This window comes from Streptomyces sp. GQ60 (genome assembly GCF_059758875.1).
This window is the reverse complement of the sequence record NZ_JCAXEG010000002.1, coordinates 390505-413713: the sequence shown is the minus strand read 5'-3', so window position 1 is coordinate 413713 and position 23209 is coordinate 390505. Positions and strand designations below refer to the sequence as shown.

Genomic DNA, 23209 nt, shown 5'->3' with positions numbered 1-23209 from the left:
AGGCTTCACCATGTCGTCGTACCCCCGTGCGCTGCTGCGCGCGCTCCTGCCCGTCCCCCTCCTGATACCGCTGGCCGCGTGCGGGGGATCACCCGGACCGCAGGACGCGAAGGCGGCGGCGGGCGTCGCGCCCGGCTTCCCGTACACGCTCACCAACTGCGGTGTCACCAGCACCTATCAGGCACCGCCGCAGCGTGCGGTCGCGATGAACCAGCACGCCACCGAGATCCTCCTGGCCCTCGGGCTGGAGGGCGAGACGGTCGGCACGGCCTACCTCGACGACGCCGTACTGCCCGCCTACCGGCCCGCGTACGACAAGATCAAGGTGCTGGCGAAGGAGTACCCCGCCAAGGAGATCCTCCTCGGCGCCAACCCCGACTTCGTGTACGGCGGTTACTCCAGCGCCTTCGACAAGGCGCAGGGCCGTGACCGGGAGGAGCTCGCGAAGTCCGGCATCAACTCCCGGCTCAGCGTGGAGTACTGCACCGAGGGCAAGGTCGGCCTCGACCAGCTCAGGACCGAGATCACCGAGGTCGCACGGACCTTCGGCGTGCCCGAACGCGCCGAACGGCTCCTCGCCGGCGAACAGCGCCGCATCGACGCCGTCAGCGCGCGCGTGAAGGACAGGGGCAAGCCCGCCGTCTTCGTCTACGACTCCGGCGAGGCCTCCGCCTTCACCTCGGGCGGCAACGGCATCGGCAACGAGATCGTCTCGCTGGCGGGCGGGACGAACGTGTTCGCCGACCTCGACGACACCTTCGGCGACGTGTCCTGGGAGAAGGTCATCGAGCGCAAGCCCGAGGTCGTCCTCATCTACGACTACGGCGGCACCACCGTCGAAGCCAAGAAGCAGCGCCTGCTCAACGACCCCGCGCTGGCGCAGGTCCCCGCCGTCAAGAACCAGCGGTTCGTCGTGCTGCCGCTGTCCTCCGCCGTGCTCGGCGTACGCGTCGCCGACGCCGTCGAATCGCTGGGCGGCCAGCTCCACCCCGACGCCCCGTGAGGCTCCGGGCCGCCCGCGCGTTCACCCGCACACCGGTCGTACTGGCCCTGCTCGCCGCCGCGCTGGCCGCGTCGGCCCTGGCGGGGCTGGCCCTGGGGCCGGTACGGATCCCTCCGGGCCAGGTGCTCGACATCGTGCTCGGCGGACCGGGACCCGGTGGGGGAGCAGGCGCCTTCGGGGCGATCGTGTGGGACGTCCGGATGCCGCGCGTCCTGCTCGGGGCCGTCGTCGGCGCGGGACTCGCCGTCGCGGGAACCGTGCTGCAGGCCCTCGTGCGCAATCCGCTCGCCGACCCCTTCCTGCTCGGAGCCTCCTCCGGGGCCTCGGCCGGGGCCGTGCTGGTGATCGTCTTCGGCGCCGGAATCCTCGGCTTCGCGGGCGCCGCCGCCGTGCCCCTCGCGGCGTTCGCCGGGTCGATGGGCGCTCTCGTCGCCGTCTACGCGATGGCCCGGCGCGGCGGCGCCATGACCACCGGCCGGCTGATCCTGGCCGGAGTCGCCGTCCAGTACGTGCTGTCCGCCCTGACCAGCCTGATCCTGGTGCTGGCCGCCCACCCGGACCAGATCCGCAGCGTCCTGTTCTGGACCCTCGGCGGGCTCGGCGGGGCACGCTGGGGCGAACTGGCCCTGCCCGCCGGTGCCCTGATCCTGGGTACCGGGCTGCTCGTCGCCCTGGCACGGCCGCTCGACCTGCTGCTCGCGGGGGAGGAGGGCGCCCAGACGCTCGGCCTGGACACGGGCCGGTTCCGGGCCGCCGTGTTCGTCCTCACCTCGCTCGTCATCGGAGTCCTGGTGGCCTACAGCGGGGCGATCGGCTTCGTGGGGCTGATGGTGCCGCACGCCGCCCGGATGGTCGTCGGCGCCGGGCACCGGGCGCTGCTGCCCGTGGCCGCACTGGGCGGGGCGGTGTTCCTGACCCTGGCCGATCTGATCGCCCGTACCGCCGCCGCGCCGGAGGAGATCCCGGTCGGCGTGGTCACGGCGCTCGTCGGCGGGCCGTTCTTCCTGTGGATGCTGCGCAGGTCCACCCGTACCGAAGGGGTCGTGGGATGACGGCGGGACGGCCGGCGGCGCCGGCGGCAGGGCCGATGTCTGGGCCGACGGCAGAGTCGACGTCTGGGTTGGGGGCCGCGGAACTCGCCGTCGAGGCCGTGCGTTACGAGATCGACGGGCAGCCGCTGCTGCACGGGATCGACCTCACCGCCCGCCCCGGCGAGACGGTCGGAGTCGTCGGCCCCAACGGCAGCGGCAAGACGACACTGCTGCGCTGCGTCTACGGCGCCCTGCGCCCGACCGGCGGGCGGGTCCTGCTGGACGGCGTGGACGCGGCCTCGCTGGGCGTCAAGGACCGCGCCCGGCGGGTGGCGGTGGTGCCCCAGGACGCGGCCGGCACCTTCGGGCTGACCGTGCGCGAGGTGGTGGCCATGGGGCGCAGCCCGCACAAACGGTTCTGGGAGCAGGACGGACCGGACGACGCACGCCGGGTCGCGCGCGCCCTGGACACCGTCGGCGCGGCCGCCTTCGTGGGCCGCCGCTTCGACGGGCTCTCGGGCGGCGAGCGCCAGCGCGCCCTGGTGGCCCGCGCCCTCGTCCAGGACCCAGGCCTGCTCGCCCTGGACGAACCGACCAACCACCTGGACATCCGCTACCAACTGGAGATCCTCGGCCTGGTCCGCGCCCTGCCGGCCACCGCCCTGCTGGTCCTGCACGACCTCAACCTGGCGGCGATGTACTGCGACCGCCTGTACGTCCTGGCGGGCGGCCGCGTGGCCGCCTCGGGCACCCCGGCGGAGGTGCTGACGGAGCCCCTGCTGGCCGAGGTCTACGGGGTCCGCACCCGCGTCGCCACCCACCCGACGACGGGCGCGGTCAACATCGTCTACCTTCCGGAGGATGGGGAGCGAACGGGGCACTGACGCGACGGCGGACTGGGACGGGCTGGAGTTCGGGGAGGCGGTGGGCCGGCGGCTGCGCCAGGACAGACTGGAGGGCCTGAGCATGAACCGGGCCGCGCCCGACGAGATCCTGGTGGCGATGCTCGGCATCAGCGACCAGCTGCTGTACCGGGCGGACCTGCCGCAAGCGGTCGTGGAGGCGGCGATCGCGCACCCGGACCGGGCAGTGCGCGGCAGCCTGGCCGAGCACCGGGGCGTCACGTTGCGGTTCCTCAGGACCGGCACCCGGACCTGCGTCACGCTCACCACCGAACAGTGGTCCCGGCTCGTGCGGGAAGAGCCGGACGACCGGCGCCGCTACCAGCTGGCGTCCCTGGCGCTCGCAGCCGGGGGCGTGCTGACGGAGGACGTGTACGAAGCGCTGGCCGCGGCCCGCTCCGAGGAGGCCCGGGCGGACGCCGCGAGCCTGCCCGGCGTGCCGGAGCGGCTGCTCACGGCCCTGGCCCGCGATCCGGCGGCCACCGTGCGCGCGGCGGCGGCCGTGGCGGCCTGGGCGGGCTTCGACGAGGGGACCCGGGCCCGCCTGGCCGAGGACCCCGCCGAGGTGGTGCGGACGGCGGTCGCGCTGGCCCGGCACGAGGAGGTCCCGGTCACGTGCGAGCTCTTCGACAGGGTGAGGAAGACGTTCGACCTGGTGGAGACCCGGCGGCTGGCACCGGAACTGGTGCTCCGCCTCCGTGCGGACACCGACACCATGTGGCGCTGCTGCCTCGCGCAGAACCCGTACCTGGAGCCCGGCCAGGTGGCCGCACTCGCCGCCGACCCGGAGCACAGCGTGCGCCTCGCCGTATCGCTGCGGCCCGAGCTGACGGAGGAGCAGCGGGCAGGCTTCCTGCCGGGCCTGGAACTGGACGGCATGCGCCACCCCGCTCCGTGGGTGATGGCCCTGCACGGTGATCCCGAGGCGATGCGGCGACTCGCCGGCTCCGTGCACCCCGTGCTGCGCGGCAGTGTGGCGACGGCCCGGCGGCTGCCGGCCGATGTCGTGGAGCGGCTGGCCCGCGACGAGGACCGGACCGTACGGCTGTTCCTCGCGGAGCGGTGCGACGACGCCCCGGCGGAGATGCTGCTGGAGGTCTGGAACTGGTGGACCGGGAGCTTCTCCACACCGAACCGCCCCTACGGCCACCCGAACTTCCCCGGCCGGAACCTGCTGCGCTACGCCGAGGACCCCAACCGGCGGCTGCGGCAGCTCGCGCTGGACGACCCGGACTCCACGGCGGAGCTGGTGGAACGCTTCAGCCGGGACGAGGACGAGGAGGTCCGGGCCCGGGCGGCGACCGACCCCCGGCTGTCCGGGGAGTCGGCGCTGCGGCTGCTCGGAGACCCGGCCCCGTCGGTCCGCCGGGAAGCCGCGGAGCATCCGAGGCTGCCGGTGCCCGCACTGGTCGGGCTGCTCGCGGACGAGGAGACGGCGCGGGCGGCGGCCCGGAACCCGGCGCTGCCGGTGTGGGTCATGCGGCGCATGCTCGAGTGAACGCACCGCGCCGTGCACGGGATCCGGCAGCGGGGGCGCGCGAGCCCTCCGCTGCCGGGCCGGTCCTACTCCTTGAAGCCGCCGTACGGGACCGTGATCAGTTCCATGCCGTGGCCCGAGGGGTCCTGGAAGTACACGCCGCGGCCGCCGTCGTTGTGGTTGATCTCGCCGGGGCGCTGCCCGTGCGGGTCGGCGAAGTAGGTGATCTTCGCCCGCTTGATCTTCTCGAAGGCCTCGTCGAACTCCGCCTCGGAGACGAGGAACGCGTAGTGCTGGGCCGTGATGGACTCGGCGGGGACGGTCGCGAAGTCCAGGGTGACGCCGTTGGCGGTCTCGACCGGGATGAAGGGGCCCCAGGGGGCTCCGACCTCCAGGCCGAGGAAGTACGCCAGGAACTCGGCCGACTCCCGGTGGTCACGGGAGTGGATGATCGTGTGGTTGAGCTGAACCGTCATGTGTGGATGCCTCCGAAAGGCACGTCACGGCACCTCCATGCCTCACCCGGCCGGTGACCGACACGCGATGCCGTCACATGATCATAAACACCCCTTTCGGGTGGAGTCCAGGGTGATGGGGTGGGCTAACCCCCGTACACCGCTTTCACGTTGTCCTGCGCCGGATGCGTCCGTCCCGCCGGGCCCGCCGCGAAGGCGCGCAGCAGGTTCTCCGTCACCCGGCTGGTCAGGGCGCCCGAGCGCGCGTCCAGGCCGTGATTGGCTCCGCTGCGGCCGTCGCCCTCCGCGTCGAGGGCCTCCACCCAGCGCATCGTCCCCGTCGCGAAGACGGCGGCGCCGCCCGGCGTCGTGTAGTACGCCGTGTCCTGGTGGCTGGGGCGGCCCTCGCAGACCACCGGGGAGTGGGCCAGGATCTCGATCGGGCGCGGAGTCGTGAAACCGGTGCTGACCTTGTCGTACTCCACGCCGACCAGGTGGGGGAAGCTGTCGCCCGCCTGCGCGCCGGTGCCCTCGAAGAGCCAGTGGCCCGGATTCGTCACCACGTACGGGGCGTCCACCGGGTATCCGTCGTAGATCACGCCGAGCAGCGTGCTCTCCGGGTCGGCGGCCGGTGGGGAACGGAAGTCGACGGTGGCGGGGTGGCCGCGCTTGAAGCCGGGGTCCTGCTCGTAGGAGGACTTGTAGCAGACCACCGTACGGTCCGGTCCGAGCTCGGAGGCTTCCAGCCGGATCCGGCGGTAGCAGCAGTTCGCGCCCAGGATCGCGATGTTGGTGCCCGCGTCCCGGGCCGCCGTGACGTGCGCACGCTGCTCGGGCGACCAGTACTCGTCGTGCCCGAGGGAGAGGACCGCCGAGGCGCCGTCCAGCAGCCGCTTCTCCCGGGCCACGTCGGTGGTGGTCGTGTACGCCAGGGGGATGCCGAGCCGTTCGGCGAGCGCGAGCAGCGGAGCCTCGTACACGAGGAAGAGGCCCGCGCCGTCGTCGTACTGGTAGGGCCGGTCGAAGGTCACGGCGAGCGAGCGCGAGGCGTATCCGCCGCTGGGCCCGTCGTAGCTGCCGTAGCCGCCCCAGCGGTTGTACGCCTGCCAGGTCGCCACCGCGTTGACCACGACGGTACGTCCGGCCGTGGCGGCGGAGCGCACGGTGACGGGGGCGAACCGCTGGCCCTCGCCGCCCTGCGCGTCCAGGCGCAGCAGGTAGCAGCCCTCGGGCCAGTCCTTGGTCTCGACGGTGGCGCTACGGGCCCACCGGGTGCGGACCGTACGGGTCACGGGGTCCACCGTGTGGTCGGGCTGGCGCACCCCGGGCAGGGCCTCGGAGCGCCAGACGAGGCGGGCCCGGGCGCCGCCGTACCAGCCCATGCGGTAGGCGGAGACGGTGAAGCGGGGCGCGGTGGTGGAGACGTGCAGGCCGAAGGACTCGCCGGGCAGCACGCTGACCCGGTCGGCGAAGCCCTCGATGGCGCGGGCCGGGCCGGCCTTGGAGACCTGCCAGTCGGCGTTCCCCGGGCGGGCGTTCTCGGCCTGGACGTCGAAGCCGCGGGGCCCCTCCTCCTTCGCCGGGGGACCGGAGGGCGCCGGGCTCTCGCCGGGCCCCGCCCCGTCCGCCCTTGCGCCGTCCCCGTTCGCGCAGCCGGCCACGGCGCCCAGCCCGGCGGCGGTGGCCGCGGCCCCCGTCGCCAGGGCGAGGAACCGCCGCCTGTCCGCGCCTTCGCCGTCCCCGGATATGTGCTCCTGATCCATACAGGGCACGCTATGTCACGCTGTGGGCTGCGCTTATATCACCCCACAGCGTGCCCGGAGATCAGCCCAGCCTGACCTTCACCACCTGACTCGCGCCCTCCAGGGCCGTGAGGCTGCCGAAGCCGAGCTGGAGGGTGCTCCCGGTGCCCACCGAGACCAGGCTCGCCGGCCGGGACAGCACCTGGGTGACGGGCCGGTTCCACACGAGGGTCAGTCCCGACAGGGTGCGGGCCGGGTCCGAGACGCAGACCACGGCCGTGCCGTCGCCGAGCTCCCGCACCGTGACCGAACACGGCGCACTCGCCTGCAGGGTGCCGATCGTCGCGGGCTGCCAGAAGTTCACCCCGGTGAAGCCGAGCGAGCCCACCGCCACCCCCTGGGCGGTCGGGTTGTTGGCGAGCACGGTGAGCCATCCGGTGGCGGCGGACCGCGCCGACGTCTGGGCGGCCGAGGCGCCCGGCATCAGCTGGTGGACGTAGCTGCCCGCGGCCGGGTTCGTCCCGTGGTCGTACCAGAGGGTCAGATAGCGCCGGGTCAGGGCCGTGGTGGACGAGCCCCGGTTGATGTCGCTCCAGCGGCCGGTGCGTGCCTCCCGCAGCGCCCGGAAGGTGCCCGAACCCGACATCACGTACCCGCCGAAGCCCGCCAGGTGCGCCCACCCGGGCCCGGGGAAGGAGGCGGTCCAGCCCAGCGTGGCCGGCTGGACCGTGCCGCCGACGGTGAGGGCGTGGGCGCCGGTCGCGCCCAGGTTCCGGTTGTCGATGACCGTGTCGACCGCCGCGCCGTCGGTGGAGCTGATCCCGGCGCCCAGGCAGACCACCGTGTCGTCGAGGAAGAACCAGGACTTGCGGGCCGTGAGGGTGCTGCCCGGTCCCTTCAGGTGCTGGCCCACCGAGGCGAACTCCCCGTCGGTCGTGCCGCCGACCCAGGTGGCGTCCGGACGGGAGGCGCCCCAGTCGCCCCCGGCTCCGTCGGCCAGCACCTTGCGGGAGGCGGTGGTCCCGGGCAGCCGGTACGGATTGACCGTGGGCCAGAACGCGTCCGAGTACTGGCCGTTCCCGTAGGTGGAGCCCCACCAGCACAGCATGCCGCTGCCCGTGTGCCAGCCGCGCAGGTTCTCGCCGTTTCCCGTCTCGTAGTGCGTGATCCGCTTCGAGGCCATGGACAGGGAGGCCGCCCACGCCGGTCCGCGGTGCGAGGCCCGGTCCATCGAGGGGAACAGCCGGTGCGCCACCGGCTCCGGCGCGGCCGTGACGGTGGCGTCCGCCGCGACCTCGGAGAGGCGGGCCAGGGCCGACAGGCTCTGGGTGGCGTCAGCCAGCGGCGGGCTGTAATAGTCCCGCGCCGCCCAGCCCTTCACCAGGCCGCGCCAGCGCGTCCGCTCGGCGGTGCTCGCGCCCTCGGCGAGCAGCAGGATCGCGGCGAGGACGGAGTGCCCGCGGGTGTGGTCGTCCAGCTGAGCCTGAAGGGGATCGGAGACCTGGACCCCCCGGCTGGGAGCCCGCCCCGATACGGCGTCCATCATCAGTCCGTTGTAGAGGAACGGCGCCCAGGCGTGCTCCACCGCGTCGAAGACGATCTGTGCGCCCGGGGCGGTGACCTCCCACGCCGTTCCCTTCAACAGGCCGAACAGCAGGCCCAGTCCGCCGAGCATGACCGAGCCGTACGAGCCGGTGTACGCGACGTAGGTGTGCTGGATGAAGGAGCCGTCCCGGTAGAGCCCGTCGCCGGAGGTGACGTACGGGAACACCGGCGTGAGCGCGTCCCGGGCCAGGGCGATCTTCGCGTCGTCGCCGCCGACCACTCCGCGCAGCGCGAGCACCCGGCACAGGTCCACCCGGTTCGCTCCGGTGCTGGTACCGGTGTACGGGCCGACGGACGCATCCGGTACGAAGTGGTCCACGGCGGCGCAGTAGCCGGCGAGTTGGGCCGCCGAGAGGTGGCCGTACATCAGGACGATGGTGTCGAGCAGCGCCTGGGGCGCGCCGATCTGCCAGCACCACCAGTTCCCGTACCGCGCCTGGCCGGCGTTGTAGACCTGGGTGTGGAGGTGGTCCAGCCCGGTCAGCACGGCGGTGCGCAGCGCGGCGTCGCCGGTGACCCCCGTCCCCGGTCTGACGTAGGCCTCCGCCATGCTCCGCAACCGGTAGTAGCTCTGCGCCATCCCGTCGGGGTTGGTGGTGAAGACCTGGTCGGGCCAGAGCGAACCGGTCGCCGGGGCCATCGAGGCGCGCCACTGGCCCGCCTGCGCGCCCAGCGCGGTCAGCCGGGCGCGGAAGGGCTCCGCGGTGGGGGAGGGCACGGACCCCAGGACGAGGCCCTGCCAGACCGCCCGCATGGCGGCGTGCACCGAGGTGACCGTCCCGGCGGTCGCCGGGAAGGCTTGGGTACCGAGCAGCACCACGCCGCCGCCGACCGCCGTGAGGAAGGCACGGCGGCTCCATACATCTGTCATCACAGTCTCCTTTGACTGAAACGCTGATTCGCCCGAAACGCTGCGGCCCCCGTGGATCTCGGCCCATGCCCCCTCACACGCCCCCCTTCACGCGCACCCCCTCCACCTCATGCGACGTGCTCGCGGTAGCGGTCGATCACCTCCCGCAGCACCTCTTCGCCGTCGCGGGCCCACAGCCCGGGATGGAAGATCTCCACCTCGACCGGCCCCAGGTACCCGGCGGAGTCGGTCAGCTCCCGGAAGGCCCGCAGGTCGATCGAGCCGTCGCCGAGCTGTCCGCGCCCCAGCAGCACGCCCTCGGGGAGCGGCGTCACCCAGTCGGCGACCTGGACGGACACGATCCGCCCGGCCTCTCCGGCCCGGCGCACCTCGGAAGGCAGGCGCTCGTCCCACCACAGGTGGTAGGAGTCGACGACCACCCCCACCCGCGAGGCCGGGAACTCCTCGGCGATGTCCAGGGCCTGACCGAGCGTGGAGACCACGCAGCGGTCCGCCGCGTACATCGGGTGCAGCGGCTCGATCCCCAGGCGCACCCCGTGCCCGGCGGCGTACGGGACCAGGTCGCCCAGGATGTCGACGATCCGCCGCCGGGCTCCCGTCAGGTCCCGGTCCCCGTCCGGCAGGCCGCCCGAGACCAGGACCAGGGCGTCGGCGCCCAGCTCGGCGGCTTCCTCCACGGCGCGGCGATTGTCCTCGAGGGCGGCAGCGCGCCCCAGCGGATCGGCGGCGGTGAAGAAGCCGCCCCGGCACAGCGAGCTGACCCGGAGCCCGGCATCGGCGACCAGCTTCGCGGCCTCCCGCACTCCGAACCGCTGTACGGGATCGCGCCACAGCCCGACCGCGCCGACCCCGGCGCCGGTGCACCCGGCCACCAGCTCGGGGAGGGACCACTGGCGGATCGTCTCCTGGTTGAGGCTGAACCGGGCCGGCGCCGGCGCCGTCGCCGGGCTCACGATGCCACCCCGTGCAGTGCGAGGAGCTGGCGCATCCGGGCCTCGGCGAGCTCGGGGTCCGGGAACAGGCCGAGATTGTCGGCCAGTTCGTAGGCGGTGGCCAGATGGGGGAGCGAGCGGGCCGAGTGCAGTCCGCCCACCATCGCGAAGTGCTCCTGGTGTCCCGCGAGCCAGGCCAAGAGGACGACGCCCGTCTTGTAGTAGCGGGTGGGCGGAGCGAACAGGTGCCGGGACAGCGCCACCGTCGGATCCAGCAGCTCCCGGAACCCGGCCGTATCGTCCCGGTCGAGGGCGAGCGCCGCCCGTGCCGCGATCGGGGCGATCGGGTCGAAGATCCCCAGCAGGGCGTCGCTGGCCAGCTCGCCGTCCCCGGCGATCAGTTCCGGATAGTGGTAGTCGTCGCCCGTGTAGCAGCGCACGCCCGTCGGCAGCCGCCGCCGGATGTCCACCTCGCGCCCCGCGTCGAGCAGCGAGACCTTGATGCCGTCGACCTTCTCCGGATGCTCCGAGATGATCTTCAGGAAGGCGTCCGTGGCCTCGTCCAGGTCCGCGGACCCCCAGTACCCCTCCAGTGCCGGGTCGAACATCGGCCCCAGCCAGTGCAGGACCACCGGCCGGGAGCTCTGCCCCAGCAGCCGGCCGTACACCTCCAGATAGTCCTCAGGTCCGCTCGCCGCCGCGGCCAGGGCCCGCGAGGCCATCAGCACGGCGGTCGCCCCGCACTCCTCGACGTGCGCCAACTGCTCCTCGTACGCCGCGGTGACCGCGGCGAGGGAGTGCGTGGTGTCGGGGGTGAGCTGGTCGGTGCCCGCGCCGCAGACGATGCGGCCGCCCACCGACCGGGCTTCGGCGGTCGAACGGCGGATCAGCTCCGCCGCGGCCGGCCAGTCGAGGCCCATCCCGCGCTGCGCCGTGTCCATGGCCTCGGCGACCCCGAGGCCCTGCGCCCACAGGGTGCGCCGGAAGGCCAGCGTGCCCTCCCAGTCGATCAACGGGCCGGATTCGGCCGAGGCCGAGAGGGGGTCGGCGACCACGTGCGCGGCCGAGTAGAAGGTGCGGCTGCCGGCCGGGCCGCAGGTGAGGGGCGCCAGCGGAGCGGTGACCGGCGCGTGGAGGCGCAGCCCGCCGTCCGCCGAGGGGAGCCGGATGCTCACAGCGCCACCTCCGGGACCACGAGCCGCCGGCCCTCCGCCGAGGAACGCAGCCCGAGGTCGGCGAGCTGCACCCCGCGGGCCCCGGCCAGCAGGTCCCACTGCCAGGGCTCGTCCCGGACGACGTGGCGCAGGAACAGCTCCCACTGGGCCTTGAAGCCGTTGTCCGCGGGGGTGTTGTCGGGGACTTCCTGCCACTGGTCGCGGAACGTCTCGGTCAGGGGCAGGTCGGGATTCCACACCGGCTTCGGAGTCGTCGCGCGGTGCTGGATCCGGCAGCCGCGCAGCCCGGCGACCGCCGAGCCGTGCGTGCCGTCCACCTGGAACTCCACGAGCTCGTCCCGGTTGACCCGGACCGCCCAGGAGGAGTTGATCTGCGCGACGGCGCCCCCCTCCAGCTCGAAGATCCCGTACGCCGCGTCGTCCGCGGTGGCCTCGTACGGCTTGCCGTCCTCGTCCCAGCGGCGGCCTATGTGGGTGCGCGTCAGTGCCTGCACCGTGCGGACCCGGCCGAACAGTTCGTGCAGCAGGTACTCCCAGTGCGGGAACATGTCGGCGACGATGCCGCCGCCGTCCTGGGAGCGGTAGTTCCACGAAGGGCGCTGCGCGGACTGCCAGTCGCCTTCGAAGACCCAGTATCCGAACTCCCCGCGGACGGACAGGATCTCGCCGAAGAAGCCGCCGTCGATGAGCCGCTTGAGCTTGAGCAGGCCCGGCAGGAACAGCTTGTCCTGCACCACCCCGTGCTTGACGCCGGCCGCGTCGGCCAGGCGCGCGATCTCGAGCGAGGACTCGAAGGTGAGGGCGGTGGGCTTCTCGCAGTACACGTGCTTGCCGGCCGCCACGGCCTGCCGCACGGCCGCCTCGCGGGCGCTGGTGACCTGGGCGTCGAAGTAGATCTCGACCTCGGGGTCGGCCAGCACCGCCGTCAGGTCCGTGCTCACGTGCTCCAGGCCGTGCCGCTCCGCGATGGCCCGGAGGGCCTCCTCGCGGCGCCCGACCAGCACCGGCTCGGGCCACAGTACGGTCCCGTCACCGAGGTCGAGGCCGCCCTGCTCGCGCAGTGCGAGCAGGGAGCGGACCAGGTGCTGGCGATATCCCATTCGCCCGGTGACGCCGTTCATGGCGATCTTGATCGTCCTGCGCTGCACGGTGTCCCCTCCTTCGTCTTGTCGCGGTGTTCCTTGTGCGGAGTTGCCGAGAAACCGCATAGAAAGCGCTTTCCCTCCGATCAGGCTAGGCCCGGGCAGTGTCGGGGGGCAAGACTCTTTCGAGTGATGGAAAGCGCTTTCTTCGCCGGTGGCTATGGAGATCCACCCACCGGATGAGACGATGACCCGGGACGGATCGGAAGGAGGGGATGATGGCGGTCACACTCGCCGAAGTGGCGGCGCAGGCGGGCGTATCGCCCGCCACGGTCTCGCGCGTACTGAACGGCGGGTACCCGGTGGCCGGCGCCACCAGGACCCGGGTGGAGCGGGCGGTCGAGGACCTCGGCTACATCGCCAACGGCCCCGCGCGGGCCCTCGCCGCCGCGACCTCGGACCTGGTCGGCGTCCTCGTCCACGATGTCGCGGACAGCTTCTTCGGGATCCTCGCCGGGTCCCTGCAGAGCGCCCTGGGCCCCGGCGGACAGGGCGGCGCGCGCAGGCTCGCCGTCGTCTGCAACACCGAGGGTGCCCCGGCCGCCGAGCTCGACTACCTCGCCCTCCTGGAGGGCCAGCGGGCCGGCGGGGTCGTCCTCACCGGCGGAGCCGTGGAGGAGCCGGAGCACACCCGGGCGCTCGCCGCCCGCCTCGCCCGCATCGCGGCCACCGGCGCCCCGGTGGTGCTGTGCGGGCGGCCCCCGCTGCCCATGCCCGCCGGACTCCCCGTCGCCACCGTCATGTTCGACGACCGCGGCGGCGCCTTCCGGCTCACCGAGCACCTGCTGACGCTCGGCCACCGGCACATCGCCTACGTGGCGGGCCCGCCCGGACTGAGCACCACCCGCGAGCGCCTCGCCGGACACCAGGACGCCCTGCGCGACCACGACCCCGCACTGCCCGCGCACTGCGCCGGCCTCACCGTGCACGCGGGGTTCGAGCGTTCCGCCGGATACGACGCCACCCGTGAACTGCTCCGCCGCGGAGTGCCCTTCACCGCGGTGGCCGCCGCCAACGACACCGTCGCCACCGGGGTCGCCGCGGCCCTGCGCGAGGCCGGCCTGCGGATACCCGAGGACGTCTCCGTCGCCGGCTTCGACGACCTGCCCGTCTGCGTCGACACCGCCCCCGCCCTCACCACGGTCCGGGTCCCGCTGCGCGAAGCGGGGGTCCTCGCGGCCCAGTTCGTCACGGGCCGCAAAGCGCTGCCCCCCGGCGGTATCACCACGCTGCCGGCCGAGCTGATGGTGCGCGCCTCCACCGCGCCGCCGCCCTCCACCGCGCCGCCGCTCTCCACCGCGCCCCCGACCGTCGCCGCGCCCCCGCCTACCGCCGTCGAAGGCGGCCGTCCGTGAGGTACGCCTTCTCCACCCTGGGGCTGCCCGGCACCCCGCTGGAGCGCAGCGCGGCCCTCGCCGCCGAGCACGGCTACGACGCCCTCGAACTGCGGGCCCACCCCGAGGAGCCCCTGCATCCCGACAGCCCGGCCGGCGACCGCGCGACCGGCCTGCGCACCCTGACCTCCGCGGGCGTCGCCGTCCTCGGCGTCGCCGGCTACGCCCGGGTGGCCGTGCCCGGCCCCGACGAGCCCGTCCTCGCCGGGATCCAGGCCCTGGTCCGGCTCGCCTCCGACCTCGAAGCCCCCTACGTACGGGTCTTTCCCGGCGGCGGCGACCTGCCGCCGGCCGACGCCGACGCCCACGCGGTCCGCAGGCTCCGGGCCGCCGCGTCCTTCGCCGAGCGGCACGGGGTGCGGATCCTGCTGGAGACCCACGACTCGCACCGCACCGCGGCCGCCACGGCCCGGGTGCTCGACCGGGTCGCGCACCCGGGCGCGGGCGCGCTGTGGGACGTACTGCACACCTGGCTCGCGGGCGAGTCGCCGGCGGAGTCCAGCCGGGCCCTCGCCGGGCACCTGGGCTACGTACAGGTCAAGGACGTGGCGTCCGCGCACGAGTTGACCCCGCTCGCTCTCGGCGGAGGAGCGCTGCCGCTCGCCGACGCGGTGGCCCTCGCGCCGCCGCGCGGCTGGCTCTGCTGGGAGTACGAGAAGCGCTGGTATCCCGGCGCCGGCGAACTCCCGGAGCGGCTCGGGCCGGGCCGGGCGTACCTGGAGGGGCTGGTCCGCGCGGCCGGCCGTCAGGCCGAGTAGCCGAGCCGGGACGGGTCGACGGCGTGGCGGAAGCCGAACCCCCGGGCGTAGCGCTCCAGTTCCTCGACGGCGGACCCCGCCAGCCGGTCCAGCTCCCCGCCCAGGGAGCCGGCCACGTGCGGGGTGAGCAGCACGTTGGGCAGGTCGTACAGCGGGGAGCCGGTGGGAAGCACCTCCGGCTCGGTGTGGTCGAGCACGGCGTGCAGCCGCCCCGAGACCAGCTCCCCGGTCAGCGCCGCTGTGTCGACGAGCGACCCGCGCGCGGTGTTCACGAGGGTGGCTCCGTCCGGCATCAGGGCCAGCCGGGACGCGTCCAGCAGCCGGCGGGTCTGCGGCAGCTCGGGGGCGTGCAGGCTCACCACGTCGCTGCGGGAGAGCAGTTCGTCCAGGGCGACGGCCTCGGCGCCGAGCGAGGCGAGCTCGGCCGGATCGGCGTACGGATCGTGCACGAGCACCCGCAGGTCGAACGGGCGCAGCAGTTCCAGTACGCGGCGGCCGATGAGGGAGGCGCCGACCAGGCCGACGGTACGGCGGTAGTTGCCGGCGGCGGGGTAGTGGCGCAGCGGGTCCACGTAGCCGCGGGCCGCCCGGTAGGCGTGCGCGGAGTCCAGTACCCGCTTGTTGGAGAACAGGATGGCGGCGAGCGCGTACTCCGCGACGGGCAGGGCGTTCACGGCGGCGGAGCTGGAGACCAGCAGCCCGCGGTCCCAACAGGCCTGGGTCACGTGGCCCTTGACGCTGCCCGCGGCGTGCACGACGGCTCGGAGCTCCGGCATCAGTTCCAGCGCCCGCGCGTCCAGCGGCGGGCATCCCCACCCGGTGAACAGGACCTCGGCCACGGCCGGCCGCCGGCGCAGGGCGTCCTCGGAGCACGCGGCGCCGAAGTCGGTGACGAGCAGCCCGGGGTCCACATCGGCGACCCGGACCAGTTCCGGAAGGACCCGCTCACCGAGGACGGCGGCCCGGGTCCCGGGGCTCATGGCGAGCACGGTGACGGGTCGGCGGGGCACGGCGGGAGGGAAGGAGGCGGAGTCGGAGGCGGGGTGGGTCACTTGACGGCTCCTGCGGTGAGATCCGAAGTCCCGATGGTCACAAACCCCGGCCGCGACGCCGGAAACGACACGTGCGCGGGAGCGAGCCGGTCCCCACGGGGTGAAGGGGCCCGGGAGCTGTTCGAGTGCCTCATCCTTTTGTGCGGACGATCATGTCGTCAAGAGCGCATCCTCACTTCGGCGACCCGGGCTGAAGCCCACCGTCACCCGTTACGACTACGACGCGCCCGACCGGCTCGACCGTCGAACTGACCCCCGTGGACGTCGACTACCGAGCACACCGCCCCCGACCCGAAGGACGCGCCCTAGACTGCCGTCCAGTCGATCATGTGCGGACGAGTGCGGAGGAATAGAATCCATGCGCCATCTCCCCCTGGGCAGTTCCGGTCTGCAGGTCTCGGCGATCGGGCTCGGCTGCAACAACTTCGGCGGCCGCCTCGACGCCCGGGCGACCCGCGCCGTCGTCGACGCGGCCCTCGACGCGGGCATCACCCTCCTCGACACCGCCGACATCTACGGGGGCCGCGGCGGCTCCGAAACCCACCTCGGCGAGGCCCTCAAGGGCCGCCGGGACCAGGTCGTCCTCGCCACCAAGTTCGGCTACGACGGCGTGGACATGGGCTACGGACCCGCCGCCGGCTCCCGCGCCGGCCGCGCCTACATCCGGCGCGCCGTCGAGGCCTCCCTGACCCGCCTGCAGACCGACCACATCGACCTCTGCCAACTCCACAGCCCCGACCCGGCCGTGCCCGTGGCGGAGACCCTCGCCGCGCTCACCGAACTCGTCGCCGAGGGCAAGATCCGCTACATCGGCCACTCCAACTTCAGCGGCTGGCAGCTCGCCGAAGCCGCCCACGTGGCCCGCGAGACCGGCGCGGCACCCTTCGTATCGGCCCAGAACGAATGGTCGCTGCTCGAGCGGTCGGCGGAGCGCGAGCTCGTCCCGGCCGCCCTCCACTACGGGGTCGGCGTGCTGCCGTACTTCCCGCTGGCCAACGGGCTGTTGACCGGAAAGGTCCGCCGGGGCGCCCCCGTCCCCGCCGGGTCCCGCCTCGAAGGCCGCGACGCCTACCTGACCGACGAGCGCCTCGACATCGTGGAAGCCCTGGCGGCGCTCGCCGACAAGCACGGGCGCACCGTCCTGGAACTCGCCATCGGCTGGCTCTCCGCTCAGCCCGGCTGCGCCTCCGTCATCGCGGGAGCCACCTCCGCCGAGCAGGTGCGGGCCAACGCCGCCGTGGCCGACCGGCCGCTCGACGCCGAGCTCCTCGCGGAGGTCGACGCCGTCGCGGTGGCCGCCGCATGACCTGAGCCCGGCCTTCAGGAGGCGTCGGGCGAAGGACCGACGGACGCGGCCTCCGACGGGGATGCGGATGCGGACTCCGATGCCGACTCCGATGCCGACTCCGATGCCGATGCCAACGGCGACGCCGACGGCGACCCCGACGGGCTCGGCGAGGCGCTCCCGGAGGCGCTGGCCGACGCACTGGCCGACGGGCTGGCGGAAGCGGTCCCCGTCGGTGTCGGCGTCCCCGTCAGCACCTCCACCTGACCGGTGTCCAGCGAGTAGTAGGCGCCGACCACGGCCAGCGAGCCCTTCCGCACCAGGGGCGCCAGGTCCGCGTTGTCCCGCAGCTCGTCCGCCGTCACCCTGATCTGATTGCGGATCATCGTGTCGACCGGGTCGGCGCCGGGGTCCTTGACCGTCAGCTCGTACGCCGGCACCAGCGCCTTCTCGATCGCCCGCAGGTTGCCAGGCAGCGGGTCGCCGTCCCGCAGCGCCTTGTACGAGGCGTCGATGGCCCCGCAGCGCTGGTGCCCGAGGACCAGGATCAGCGGGGTGCCCGCCGTCACCGGCCCGAACTCCACCGACCCGGTCACCACCGGGCCCACCGCCTGCCCGCCCGTGCGCAGCACGAACAGGTCGCCGAGCCCGGTGTCGAAGAGCAGTTCCGGCGGCACCCTGGAGTCGATGCACGCCAGGATCACGCCGTACGGATCCTGCGCCTGCGCCACCAGCGCACGGCGGTCCGGACCCCGGTCGGGGTGGTTGAGGCCGCCGCTCACCCAGCGTCCTGACCGGGGCGATTCTTTGGGGAGTACGGGCCGCCGCGGCGGCAGGCACACGAGGGCCCGCCGGGGTTGGCCACCGACGGCCGAACCTCAGGACACGATGTCCTTGCGCGCGAATCCGCGGAACGCGAGCGCGAACAGCACCACCGCGTACGACACCGACACCACCGTTCCCTTGATCATCCCACCCCATTCGAGCTGCGGCTGCAAGGCGTCGGCCCATGCGAACTGCCAGTGGGCCGGCAGGAACTCCCGCCAGGACCCCAGCGCCGTCACCGCGTCCAGCACGTTGCCGACGATCGTCAGGCCGACCGCCCCGCCCACCGCGCCCAGCGGCGCGTCGGTCCGAGTCGACAGCCAGAACGCCAGCCCGGCCGTGACCAGCTGCGAGACGAAGACGAACCCCACGGCGATCGCGAGCCGCCCGACCGTGTCCCCGGCGGGCAGCGAGCCGCCCGCGGGGAGCTCCAGCGGCCCCCATCCGTAGGCCGCCGTACCCGCTGCGAGCGCCACCAGAGGCAGCAGCACCATCGCGGCCAGGCTGAACCCGAGCGCCACCACCAGCTTGCTCCACAGCAGCCGGGCCCTGGGCACGGGGGAGGCCAGCAGGTAGCGCAGCGAGGACCAACTGGCCTCCGAGGCCACCGTGTCCCCGCAGAACAGCGCCACCGGCACCACCAGCAGGAACCCGGCCGACACGAACAGGCAGGTGGCCGCGAAGTTCGCGCCGGAGGCCGTTGCCGTGTCGATGAGGGTGATCCGGCCGTCGCCGCCGCGGCTGCCCGGGCCGCCGCCCACCGCGAAGGCGATCATCAGGATGAAGGGCAGCGCGGCCAGGATCCCGCCCATCACCAGCGTCCGCCGCCGGCGCCACTGCCGCAGCGCCTCCACGCGCAGCGGCAGCGTCCGGTTCGCCCGGTAGCCGTGCGCGACCTCGCGGCCGATGCCGCCCGGCGCCACGTCGTCCTTCGCGTTCGCGGGCGAGTCCGCGTTCACATCCGTCACGGTGTTCATGCCGCGCCTCCGATCAGGGTGAGGAACGCGTCTTCCAGCCGCCGGTGCGGCCCCACTCCGGACACCGGCACCTCCAGCCGTACGAGTTCGGCGATCAGCTCGGCGGCGCTCGCGCCGTCCAGCCGTACGAGCAGACCGTCCTCGGCGCTCGCCACGGACTCCACTCCCTCCAGCGCGACGATCTTCCCGACGACCGCCTCGTCCACCGGCTCGGCGAGCGACACCAGCAGGACGTCCCCGCCGCCGGTGATCTCGGACACCTCGCCCGCCTGGACGAGCCGCCCGCGGTCCATGACCACCAGGTGCGTGCAGGACTGCTCGACCTCCGACAGCAGGTGGCTGGAGACGATGACCGTCCGCCCGCCGGCCGCGTACCGGATCATCACGTCGCGCATCTCGCGGATCTGCGGCGGGTCCAGGCCGTTGGTCGGCTCGTCGAGGATCAGCAGGTCCGGCATGCCGAGCATGGCCTGTGCGATCGCGAGGCGCTGGCGCATGCCCTGCGAGTACGTGCGGACCGCCCGCTCCAGGGCGTCGCCGAGCCCGGCGATCTCCAGGGCCTCCTCCATGTGGGAGTCCCCGGCGGGGCGGCCCGTGGCCTGCCAGTACAGCTCCAGGTTGGCACGCCCCGTCAGGTGCGGCAGGAAGCCGGCACCCTCCACGAAGGCCCCGACCCGCGAGAGCACGGGCGCGCCGGCCCGTACCTGGTGCCCGAAGACCCGGATCTCCCCGGCGTCCGGAGTGATCAGGCCCATCAGCATCCGCAGGGTCGTGGTCTTGCCCGCGCCGTTGGGCCCGAGCAGGCCGAGCACCTGGCCCTTCTCCACCCGGAAGGACAGGTCCCGTACGGCGTAGCGGTCCTGCGCCTTGGCATAGCGCTTGGTCAGCCCCGTGATCTCCAGCGGTACGTCGGCCAGCGCCGGGTCGGGCTGCGCCGCGCGGGCCCGTCCCCCGCCCGGCCCCCGGCCGGTCCTGCGGATCCCCACGAGTGCCGCGGCCAGCAGCGCGGCCCCGAGCGGCATCCACCAGGTCCAGGCGGGCAGTCCGGAGGACGCCGTGCGCACCCCGCCCGCGACGGGCACGGCCAGCGGGCCCTGTGCCGAGACGGTGTAGGCCGCCGGCACGGCGGGAGAGGCGTAGCCGAGGTCCGTGGCGGCGACGACGAGCCGCAGCCGGTGCCCGGCCTCGACCGCGTGGTCGATGGCGGGCAGCCGCAGCTCGACGGTCTTGTCCTGCTGGGCGCCCTCCACCCGCACCGGGGCCACCAACTGGCTCGGCAGCACCTGCCGGCGGCCGTCGGGGCTGACGTCGTACACCTTGCCGAACAGGACGGCCGAACCGTCCTCAGCTGTAGACCTCACCTTTAGGGTGATGGTCGGGGTCCCGGTGATCCGGGTTTCCCCGGTCAGCGGCTCCGAGTCGAACCGGGCGTTCTGCCCGGGGAAGTCCAGCGAGAGGCCGCCTCCGAGGGCGGCGAGCTGGCCGCCGATGCCCGGCAGCGCGGACAGCGCCGGCGGGGCTCCGCCCGCCGGGTTGGCGAAGGTCTGCTCCCGGCCGGTCAGGGCGAACTCGCGCGGACCGGACAGCAGCCCGGGATACGCGGAGCCGCTCGCACCGCGCAGGGTCACCTGGCCGTCGGTGGAGTCGATGCCGCCGGAGCGCGAGACGCGGAAGGCGGGGCCGGTGTCCACGGCCGTGTCGTCCTTGAGGTGGCGGTCGAACCAGGTCTTCACCCGGTCCTCGACGCGGTCCGCCTCGCGCATGCCCCCGTCGTGACCGCCGGCCGCCCAGTCCACGGAGACGGGCGCGCCGTTGGCGGCGATCGCCCGGGCCATGGCATCGGCCTGGTCCAGCGGGAAGAGGGAGTCGTCCTGGCCCTGCGTGATCAGGGTCGGCACCTTGATCGCGCCGCCGACCGCGGAGGGACTGCGCCGCTCCAGCAGCGCGCGGGCCTCGGGGTCGGGCTGCCCGGCCACCGCGACCCGTTCGTACATGGCGCACAGCTCCGGCTGGAACCGTCCGCAGCCGGGAGCGGCCGGGGCCGCCGCCCGCGGGGCGGCGCCCTGGGCGGAGGCGCCCGGCTGCAGCCCGCCCGCGGAACCGGTGGTGAAGAAGAGGCCCGCCCACAGCTTCTTGAAGACGCCGCCGGGGAAGAGGGAGTCCGCGAGGTTCCAGTAGGTGATCGAGGGGGCGATGGCGTCCACGCGGGGGTCGCTGCCGGCCGCGAGCAGCGAGACCGCCCCGCCGTAGGAGCCGCCCGCGACGCCCACGCGCGGGTCGCCCGCCGCGTCGAGCCGCACCCCGGGCCTGGCGGCGATCCAGTCGATCAGCCGGGAGACGTCCTTGACCTCGTACTCGGGGTCGTTCAGCCCGATCTTCCCGCCGGAACGGCCGAAGCCGCGCGCCGACCAGGTCAGCACGGCGTAGCCGTCGCGGGCGAGGCGCTCGGCCTGCGGCCGCACGTCCTCCTTGCTGCCGCCGAAACCGTGGGCGAGGAGCACGGCGGGCCGGCCGCGCCCGCCGTCCTCTCCGGCCGTGAAGTACGAGATGTCGATCCCGGCGCCGGGCATGTCGAGGACCTTGTCCTCGCGGCGCACGGACGGGGCGTCGCCGGTCGCGGCGGCGGCCGTGAGGGTGCCCGCCCCCGCGACGACGGCGAGCGCGGCGGCGCCCGCGAGCAGGCGGCTTCGGCGGCGCCGGGGCAGTCGGAGCTTCATACGGGAACCCTAAGCGCCAGGCAGCCGGTGGCCGCGCTCCCGCAGGCTGAACTCCGGACGTTCTCAAGGACTACGCCGGCCGGTCGGCGTACCGCGCCTGCGGTACGCGGGGCACTGCGGGCCGGGCGCGGTTCCCCCCGCCCCCGGCCCCCGCCCCGGCCCGCCCCTTCCCGGCTGTGCGGCATCCTGCGGCTCCGCCGCGTAGGGGGCTCCGCCCCGGATCCCGCGCCGCGAACGCCGGCGAGACCGGAGGTGTCGGGCTGCGCGGGTGGGCGCCCGGCGGGAGGATGGCCGCATGCTGCTCGCCGAGGTCGCGCGCGTGTCCCGGGAGGTCTCCGAAACCTCCGCCCGGTCGAGGAAGACCGCCCTGCTCGCGGAGCTGTTCGCCGCCGCTCCCGCCGAGGAGGCGGCCCTGGTGGTCTCCTACCTGGCCGGGCGGCTCCCGCAGGGCCGCCCGGGGATCGGCTGGCGCGCGCTCGCCGGGGAGACCGAGCCGGCCCCCGAGCCCACGCTGACCGTGACCGCCGTCGACGAGGCGGTCACCCGGCTCGCCGCCGTGGCCGGGACCGGCGCACAGGCCGAGCGCCGCCGGATCCTGGACGCGCTGCTCGGCGCCGCGACCGCGGCCGAGCAGCGGTTCCTGCGCAGCCTGCTCTCCGGGGAGGTGCGCCAGGGCGCCCTCGACGCCGTGGCCCTGGAGGGGGTGGCCGCCGCGGCCGGGGTGCCCGCCGCCGACCTGCGCCGGGCCGCGATGCTCGACGGCTCCCTGCCCCGGGTGGCGGCGGCCGTGCTCGCCGACGGGGCGGCGGCCCTGCGCGAGGTCACCCTGCGCGTGGGGCAGCCCGTACAGCCGATGCTGGCGAACACCGCCAAGTCGGTGGGGGAGGCGCTGGCCGCGCTCGGGCCGTGCGCGGTGGAGGAGAAGCTCGACGGGATCCGGGTGCAGGTCCACCGCGAGGGGGACGAGGTACGGGTGTACACGCGCTCCCTCGACGAGATCACCGACCGGCTGCCGGAAGTGGCCGAGCTGGCCCGGTCCTTTCCCGGGGACCGGTTCATCCTCGACGGGGAGGTCATCGGACGGTCCGTGGCGGACGGGCGGCCGGTGCCGTTCCAGGAGGTGGCGAGCCGGGTCGGCTCCCGTGCCGACGTCGAGGCCGCCCGGCGGACGCTCCCGGTCGTCCCCTATTTCTTCGACGTGCTGGTGGCGGGCGACCGCGTGCTCCTCGACCTGCCGGTGCGCGAACGGTACGCGGCGCTCACGGCCCTGGTTCCGGAGGAGTCCCGGGTCGGCCGGCTGGTGGTCGAGGACCCGGCGGCGCAGTCGGCAGAGGCGGAGGAGTTCTGGGCGCGGACCCTGCGCCGGGGACACGAGGGCGTGATGCTCAAGGCCCTCGACTCCACCTACGCGGCCGGCCGGCGCGGCAAATACTGGCTCAAGGTGAAACCGGTGCACACCCTGGACCTGGTGGTCCTCGCCGTGGAGCGGGGCCACGGCCGGCGCACCGGCCTCCTGTCCAATCTGCACCTGGGCGCCCGGACCGCCGACGGCGGCTACGCGATGCTCGGCAAGACCTTCAAGGGGCTCACCGACGAGATGCTGCGCTGGCAGACCGAGCGGCTCGGGGAGCTCGCGGTCGAGGACGACGGCTACACGGTGCGGGTGCGGCCCGAACTGGTGGTGGAGATCGCCTACGACGGGCTGCAGCGCTCCCCGCGCTACCCGGCCGGCGTGGCCCTCCGCTTCGCGCGCGTCCTGCGCCACCGCCCCGACAAGCGGGCGCAGGACGCGGACACGGTGGAGACGGTGCTCGGCGGCCCGCCCGGAGCCGACGGCGCGTCGTAACGCGGCTTTGCCTCAGAGGC

At 74.1% G+C, this 23209-nt stretch carries 18 protein-coding genes; 8 read left to right on the top strand and 10 right to left on the bottom strand.

Going from position 1 to position 23209, the window contains the following annotated elements:
• Window positions 1-10 precede the first annotated feature (10 nt).
• Genes AC6CKD_RS06860 through AC6CKD_RS06845 form a run of 4 tightly spaced genes read left to right on the top strand, consistent with a single transcriptional unit; the run spans window position 11 to window position 4434 of the window.
• On the top strand, window positions 11-1003 hold the full coding sequence (locus AC6CKD_RS06860; RefSeq protein WP_498325845.1) for an ABC transporter substrate-binding protein: 993 nt from the start codon (window positions 11-13) through the stop codon (window positions 1001-1003).
• Complete coding sequence (locus tag AC6CKD_RS06855) at window positions 1000-2055, top strand: FecCD family ABC transporter permease (protein WP_498325844.1); 1056 nt, start codon at window positions 1000-1002, stop codon at window positions 2053-2055. Before AC6CKD_RS06860 ends, AC6CKD_RS06855 begins: the two co-directional genes overlap by 4 nt.
• 35 nt (window positions 2056-2090) lie before the next feature.
• Window positions 2091-2918, top strand: coding sequence for an ABC transporter ATP-binding protein (locus AC6CKD_RS06850; RefSeq protein WP_498325843.1), 828 nt, complete (start codon window positions 2091-2093; stop codon window positions 2916-2918).
• Window positions 2896-4434 (top strand): PE-PGRS family protein, encoded by a 1539-nt coding sequence (locus AC6CKD_RS06845; RefSeq protein WP_498325842.1) that lies wholly within the window; start codon window positions 2896-2898, stop codon window positions 4432-4434. Before AC6CKD_RS06850 ends, AC6CKD_RS06845 begins: the two co-directional genes overlap by 23 nt.
• Before the next feature lie 65 nt (window positions 4435-4499).
• Here AC6CKD_RS06845 and AC6CKD_RS06840 read toward each other — a convergent pair whose 3' ends face one another.
• The 6 genes from AC6CKD_RS06840 to AC6CKD_RS06815 form a co-directional block, all read right to left on the bottom strand.
• Complete coding sequence (locus tag AC6CKD_RS06840) at window positions 4500-4889, bottom strand: VOC family protein (protein ID WP_498325841.1); 390 nt, start codon at window positions 4887-4889, stop codon at window positions 4500-4502.
• A gap of 125 nt (window positions 4890-5014) precedes the next feature.
• Window positions 5015-6631: a N,N-dimethylformamidase beta subunit family domain-containing protein gene (locus AC6CKD_RS06835; RefSeq protein ID WP_498325840.1), complete on the bottom strand. Its 1617-nt coding sequence runs from the start codon at window positions 6629-6631 to the stop codon at window positions 5015-5017.
• Window positions 6632-6692: 61 nt separating this feature from the next.
• The gene (locus tag AC6CKD_RS06830; protein ID WP_498325839.1) at window positions 6693-9086 is read right to left on the bottom strand and encodes a polysaccharide lyase 8 family protein; all 2394 of its coding nucleotides are present in this window, start codon (window positions 9084-9086) and stop codon (window positions 6693-6695) included.
• A 107-nt stretch (window positions 9087-9193) separates the two neighbouring features.
• A complete protein-coding gene (locus AC6CKD_RS06825) occupies window positions 9194-10039 on the bottom strand; it encodes a sugar phosphate isomerase/epimerase family protein (RefSeq protein ID WP_498325838.1) in 846 nt (281 codons plus the stop codon).
• Entirely contained in the window at window positions 10036-11193 is a 1158-nt protein-coding gene (locus AC6CKD_RS06820; RefSeq protein WP_498325837.1) for a dihydrodipicolinate synthase family protein, read from the bottom strand. Before AC6CKD_RS06820 ends, AC6CKD_RS06825 begins: the two co-directional genes overlap by 4 nt.
• Window positions 11190-12314: a Gfo/Idh/MocA family protein gene (locus tag AC6CKD_RS06815; RefSeq protein ID WP_498326283.1), complete on the bottom strand. Its 1125-nt coding sequence runs from the start codon at window positions 12312-12314 to the stop codon at window positions 11190-11192. The genes AC6CKD_RS06820 and AC6CKD_RS06815 overlap by 4 nt, the downstream gene beginning before the upstream one ends.
• Window positions 12315-12553: 239 nt before the next feature.
• Between AC6CKD_RS06815 and AC6CKD_RS06810 the strand changes: the two genes are divergently transcribed.
• Window positions 12554-13690, top strand: a complete 1137-nt coding sequence (locus tag AC6CKD_RS06810; RefSeq protein ID WP_498326281.1) for a LacI family DNA-binding transcriptional regulator — start codon at window positions 12554-12556, stop codon at window positions 13688-13690.
• Window positions 13687-14487 carry a sugar phosphate isomerase/epimerase family protein gene (locus tag AC6CKD_RS06805; protein WP_498325836.1) on the top strand — a complete coding sequence of 267 codons (801 nt, stop codon included), beginning with the start codon at window positions 13687-13689 and terminating at the stop codon, window positions 14485-14487. Before AC6CKD_RS06810 ends, AC6CKD_RS06805 begins: the two co-directional genes overlap by 4 nt.
• On the opposite strand, the gene AC6CKD_RS06800 is transcribed toward AC6CKD_RS06805, so the two are convergent.
• Window positions 14475-15467 carry a hydroxyacid dehydrogenase gene (locus AC6CKD_RS06800; protein WP_498326280.1) on the bottom strand — a complete coding sequence of 331 codons (993 nt, stop codon included), beginning with the start codon at window positions 15465-15467 and terminating at the stop codon, window positions 14475-14477. The two genes, AC6CKD_RS06805 and AC6CKD_RS06800, sit on opposite strands and share 13 nt — an antisense overlap.
• Window positions 15468-15897: 430 nt before the next feature.
• Between AC6CKD_RS06800 and AC6CKD_RS06795 the strand changes: the two genes are divergently transcribed.
• Window positions 15898-16845 carry an aldo/keto reductase gene (locus tag AC6CKD_RS06795; protein WP_498325835.1) on the top strand — a complete coding sequence of 316 codons (948 nt, stop codon included), beginning with the start codon at window positions 15898-15900 and terminating at the stop codon, window positions 16843-16845.
• Between the two features lie 14 nt (window positions 16846-16859).
• Here AC6CKD_RS06795 and AC6CKD_RS06790 read toward each other — a convergent pair whose 3' ends face one another.
• The 3 genes from AC6CKD_RS06790 to AC6CKD_RS06780 all read right to left on the bottom strand — a co-directional run bounded on the left by AC6CKD_RS06790 (window position 16860) and on the right by AC6CKD_RS06780 (window position 21343).
• The gene (locus tag AC6CKD_RS06790; RefSeq protein ID WP_498325834.1) at window positions 16860-17606 is read right to left on the bottom strand and encodes a carbonic anhydrase; all 747 of its coding nucleotides are present in this window, start codon (window positions 17604-17606) and stop codon (window positions 16860-16862) included.
• Between the two features lie 96 nt (window positions 17607-17702).
• Entirely contained in the window at window positions 17703-18626 is a 924-nt protein-coding gene (locus tag AC6CKD_RS06785) for an ABC transporter permease (RefSeq protein WP_498325833.1), read from the bottom strand.
• Entirely contained in the window at window positions 18623-21343 is a 2721-nt protein-coding gene (locus AC6CKD_RS06780; protein ID WP_498325832.1) for an alpha/beta fold hydrolase, read from the bottom strand. The genes AC6CKD_RS06785 and AC6CKD_RS06780 overlap by 4 nt, the downstream gene beginning before the upstream one ends.
• Before the next feature lie 295 nt (window positions 21344-21638).
• On the opposite strand from AC6CKD_RS06780, the gene AC6CKD_RS06775 reads away from it, so the two are divergent.
• On the top strand, window positions 21639-23189 hold the full coding sequence (locus tag AC6CKD_RS06775) for an ATP-dependent DNA ligase (RefSeq protein WP_498325830.1): 1551 nt from the start codon (window positions 21639-21641) through the stop codon (window positions 23187-23189).
• Window positions 23190-23209: the final 20 nt, after the last annotated feature.

What these genes read in the sequence shown, in the direction of transcription:
- AC6CKD_RS06860 (WP_498325845.1), top strand. Translation starts at nt 11, where the DNA reads ATGTCGTCGTACCCCCGTGCGCTGCTGCGCGCGCTCCTGCCCGTCCCC.
- AC6CKD_RS06850 (WP_498325843.1), top strand. Translation starts at nt 2,091, where the DNA reads ATGTCTGGGCCGACGGCAGAGTCGACGTCTGGGTTGGGGGCCGCGGAA.
- AC6CKD_RS06845 (WP_498325842.1), top strand. Translation starts at nt 2,896, where the DNA reads ATGGGGAGCGAACGGGGCACTGACGCGACGGCGGACTGGGACGGGCTG.
- AC6CKD_RS06840 (WP_498325841.1), bottom strand. Translation starts at nt 4,889, where the DNA reads ATGACGGTTCAGCTCAACCACACGATCATCCACTCCCGTGACCACCGG.
- AC6CKD_RS06835 (WP_498325840.1), bottom strand. Translation starts at nt 6,631, where the DNA reads ATGGATCAGGAGCACATATCCGGGGACGGCGAAGGCGCGGACAGGCGG.
- AC6CKD_RS06830 (WP_498325839.1), bottom strand. Translation starts at nt 9,086, where the DNA reads ATGACAGATGTATGGAGCCGCCGTGCCTTCCTCACGGCGGTCGGCGGC.
- AC6CKD_RS06815 (WP_498326283.1), bottom strand. Translation starts at nt 12,314, where the DNA reads ATGAACGGCGTCACCGGGCGAATGGGATATCGCCAGCACCTGGTCCGC.
- AC6CKD_RS06810 (WP_498326281.1), top strand. Translation starts at nt 12,554, where the DNA reads ATGGCGGTCACACTCGCCGAAGTGGCGGCGCAGGCGGGCGTATCGCCC.
- AC6CKD_RS06800 (WP_498326280.1), bottom strand. Translation starts at nt 15,467, where the DNA reads ATGAGCCCCGGGACCCGGGCCGCCGTCCTCGGTGAGCGGGTCCTTCCG.
- AC6CKD_RS06795 (WP_498325835.1), top strand. Translation starts at nt 15,898, where the DNA reads ATGCGCCATCTCCCCCTGGGCAGTTCCGGTCTGCAGGTCTCGGCGATC.
- AC6CKD_RS06785 (WP_498325833.1), bottom strand. Translation starts at nt 18,626, where the DNA reads ATGAACACCGTGACGGATGTGAACGCGGACTCGCCCGCGAACGCGAAG.
- AC6CKD_RS06780 (WP_498325832.1), bottom strand. Translation starts at nt 21,343, where the DNA reads ATGAAGCTCCGACTGCCCCGGCGCCGCCGAAGCCGCCTGCTCGCGGGC.
- AC6CKD_RS06775 (WP_498325830.1), top strand. Translation starts at nt 21,639, where the DNA reads ATGCTGCTCGCCGAGGTCGCGCGCGTGTCCCGGGAGGTCTCCGAAACC.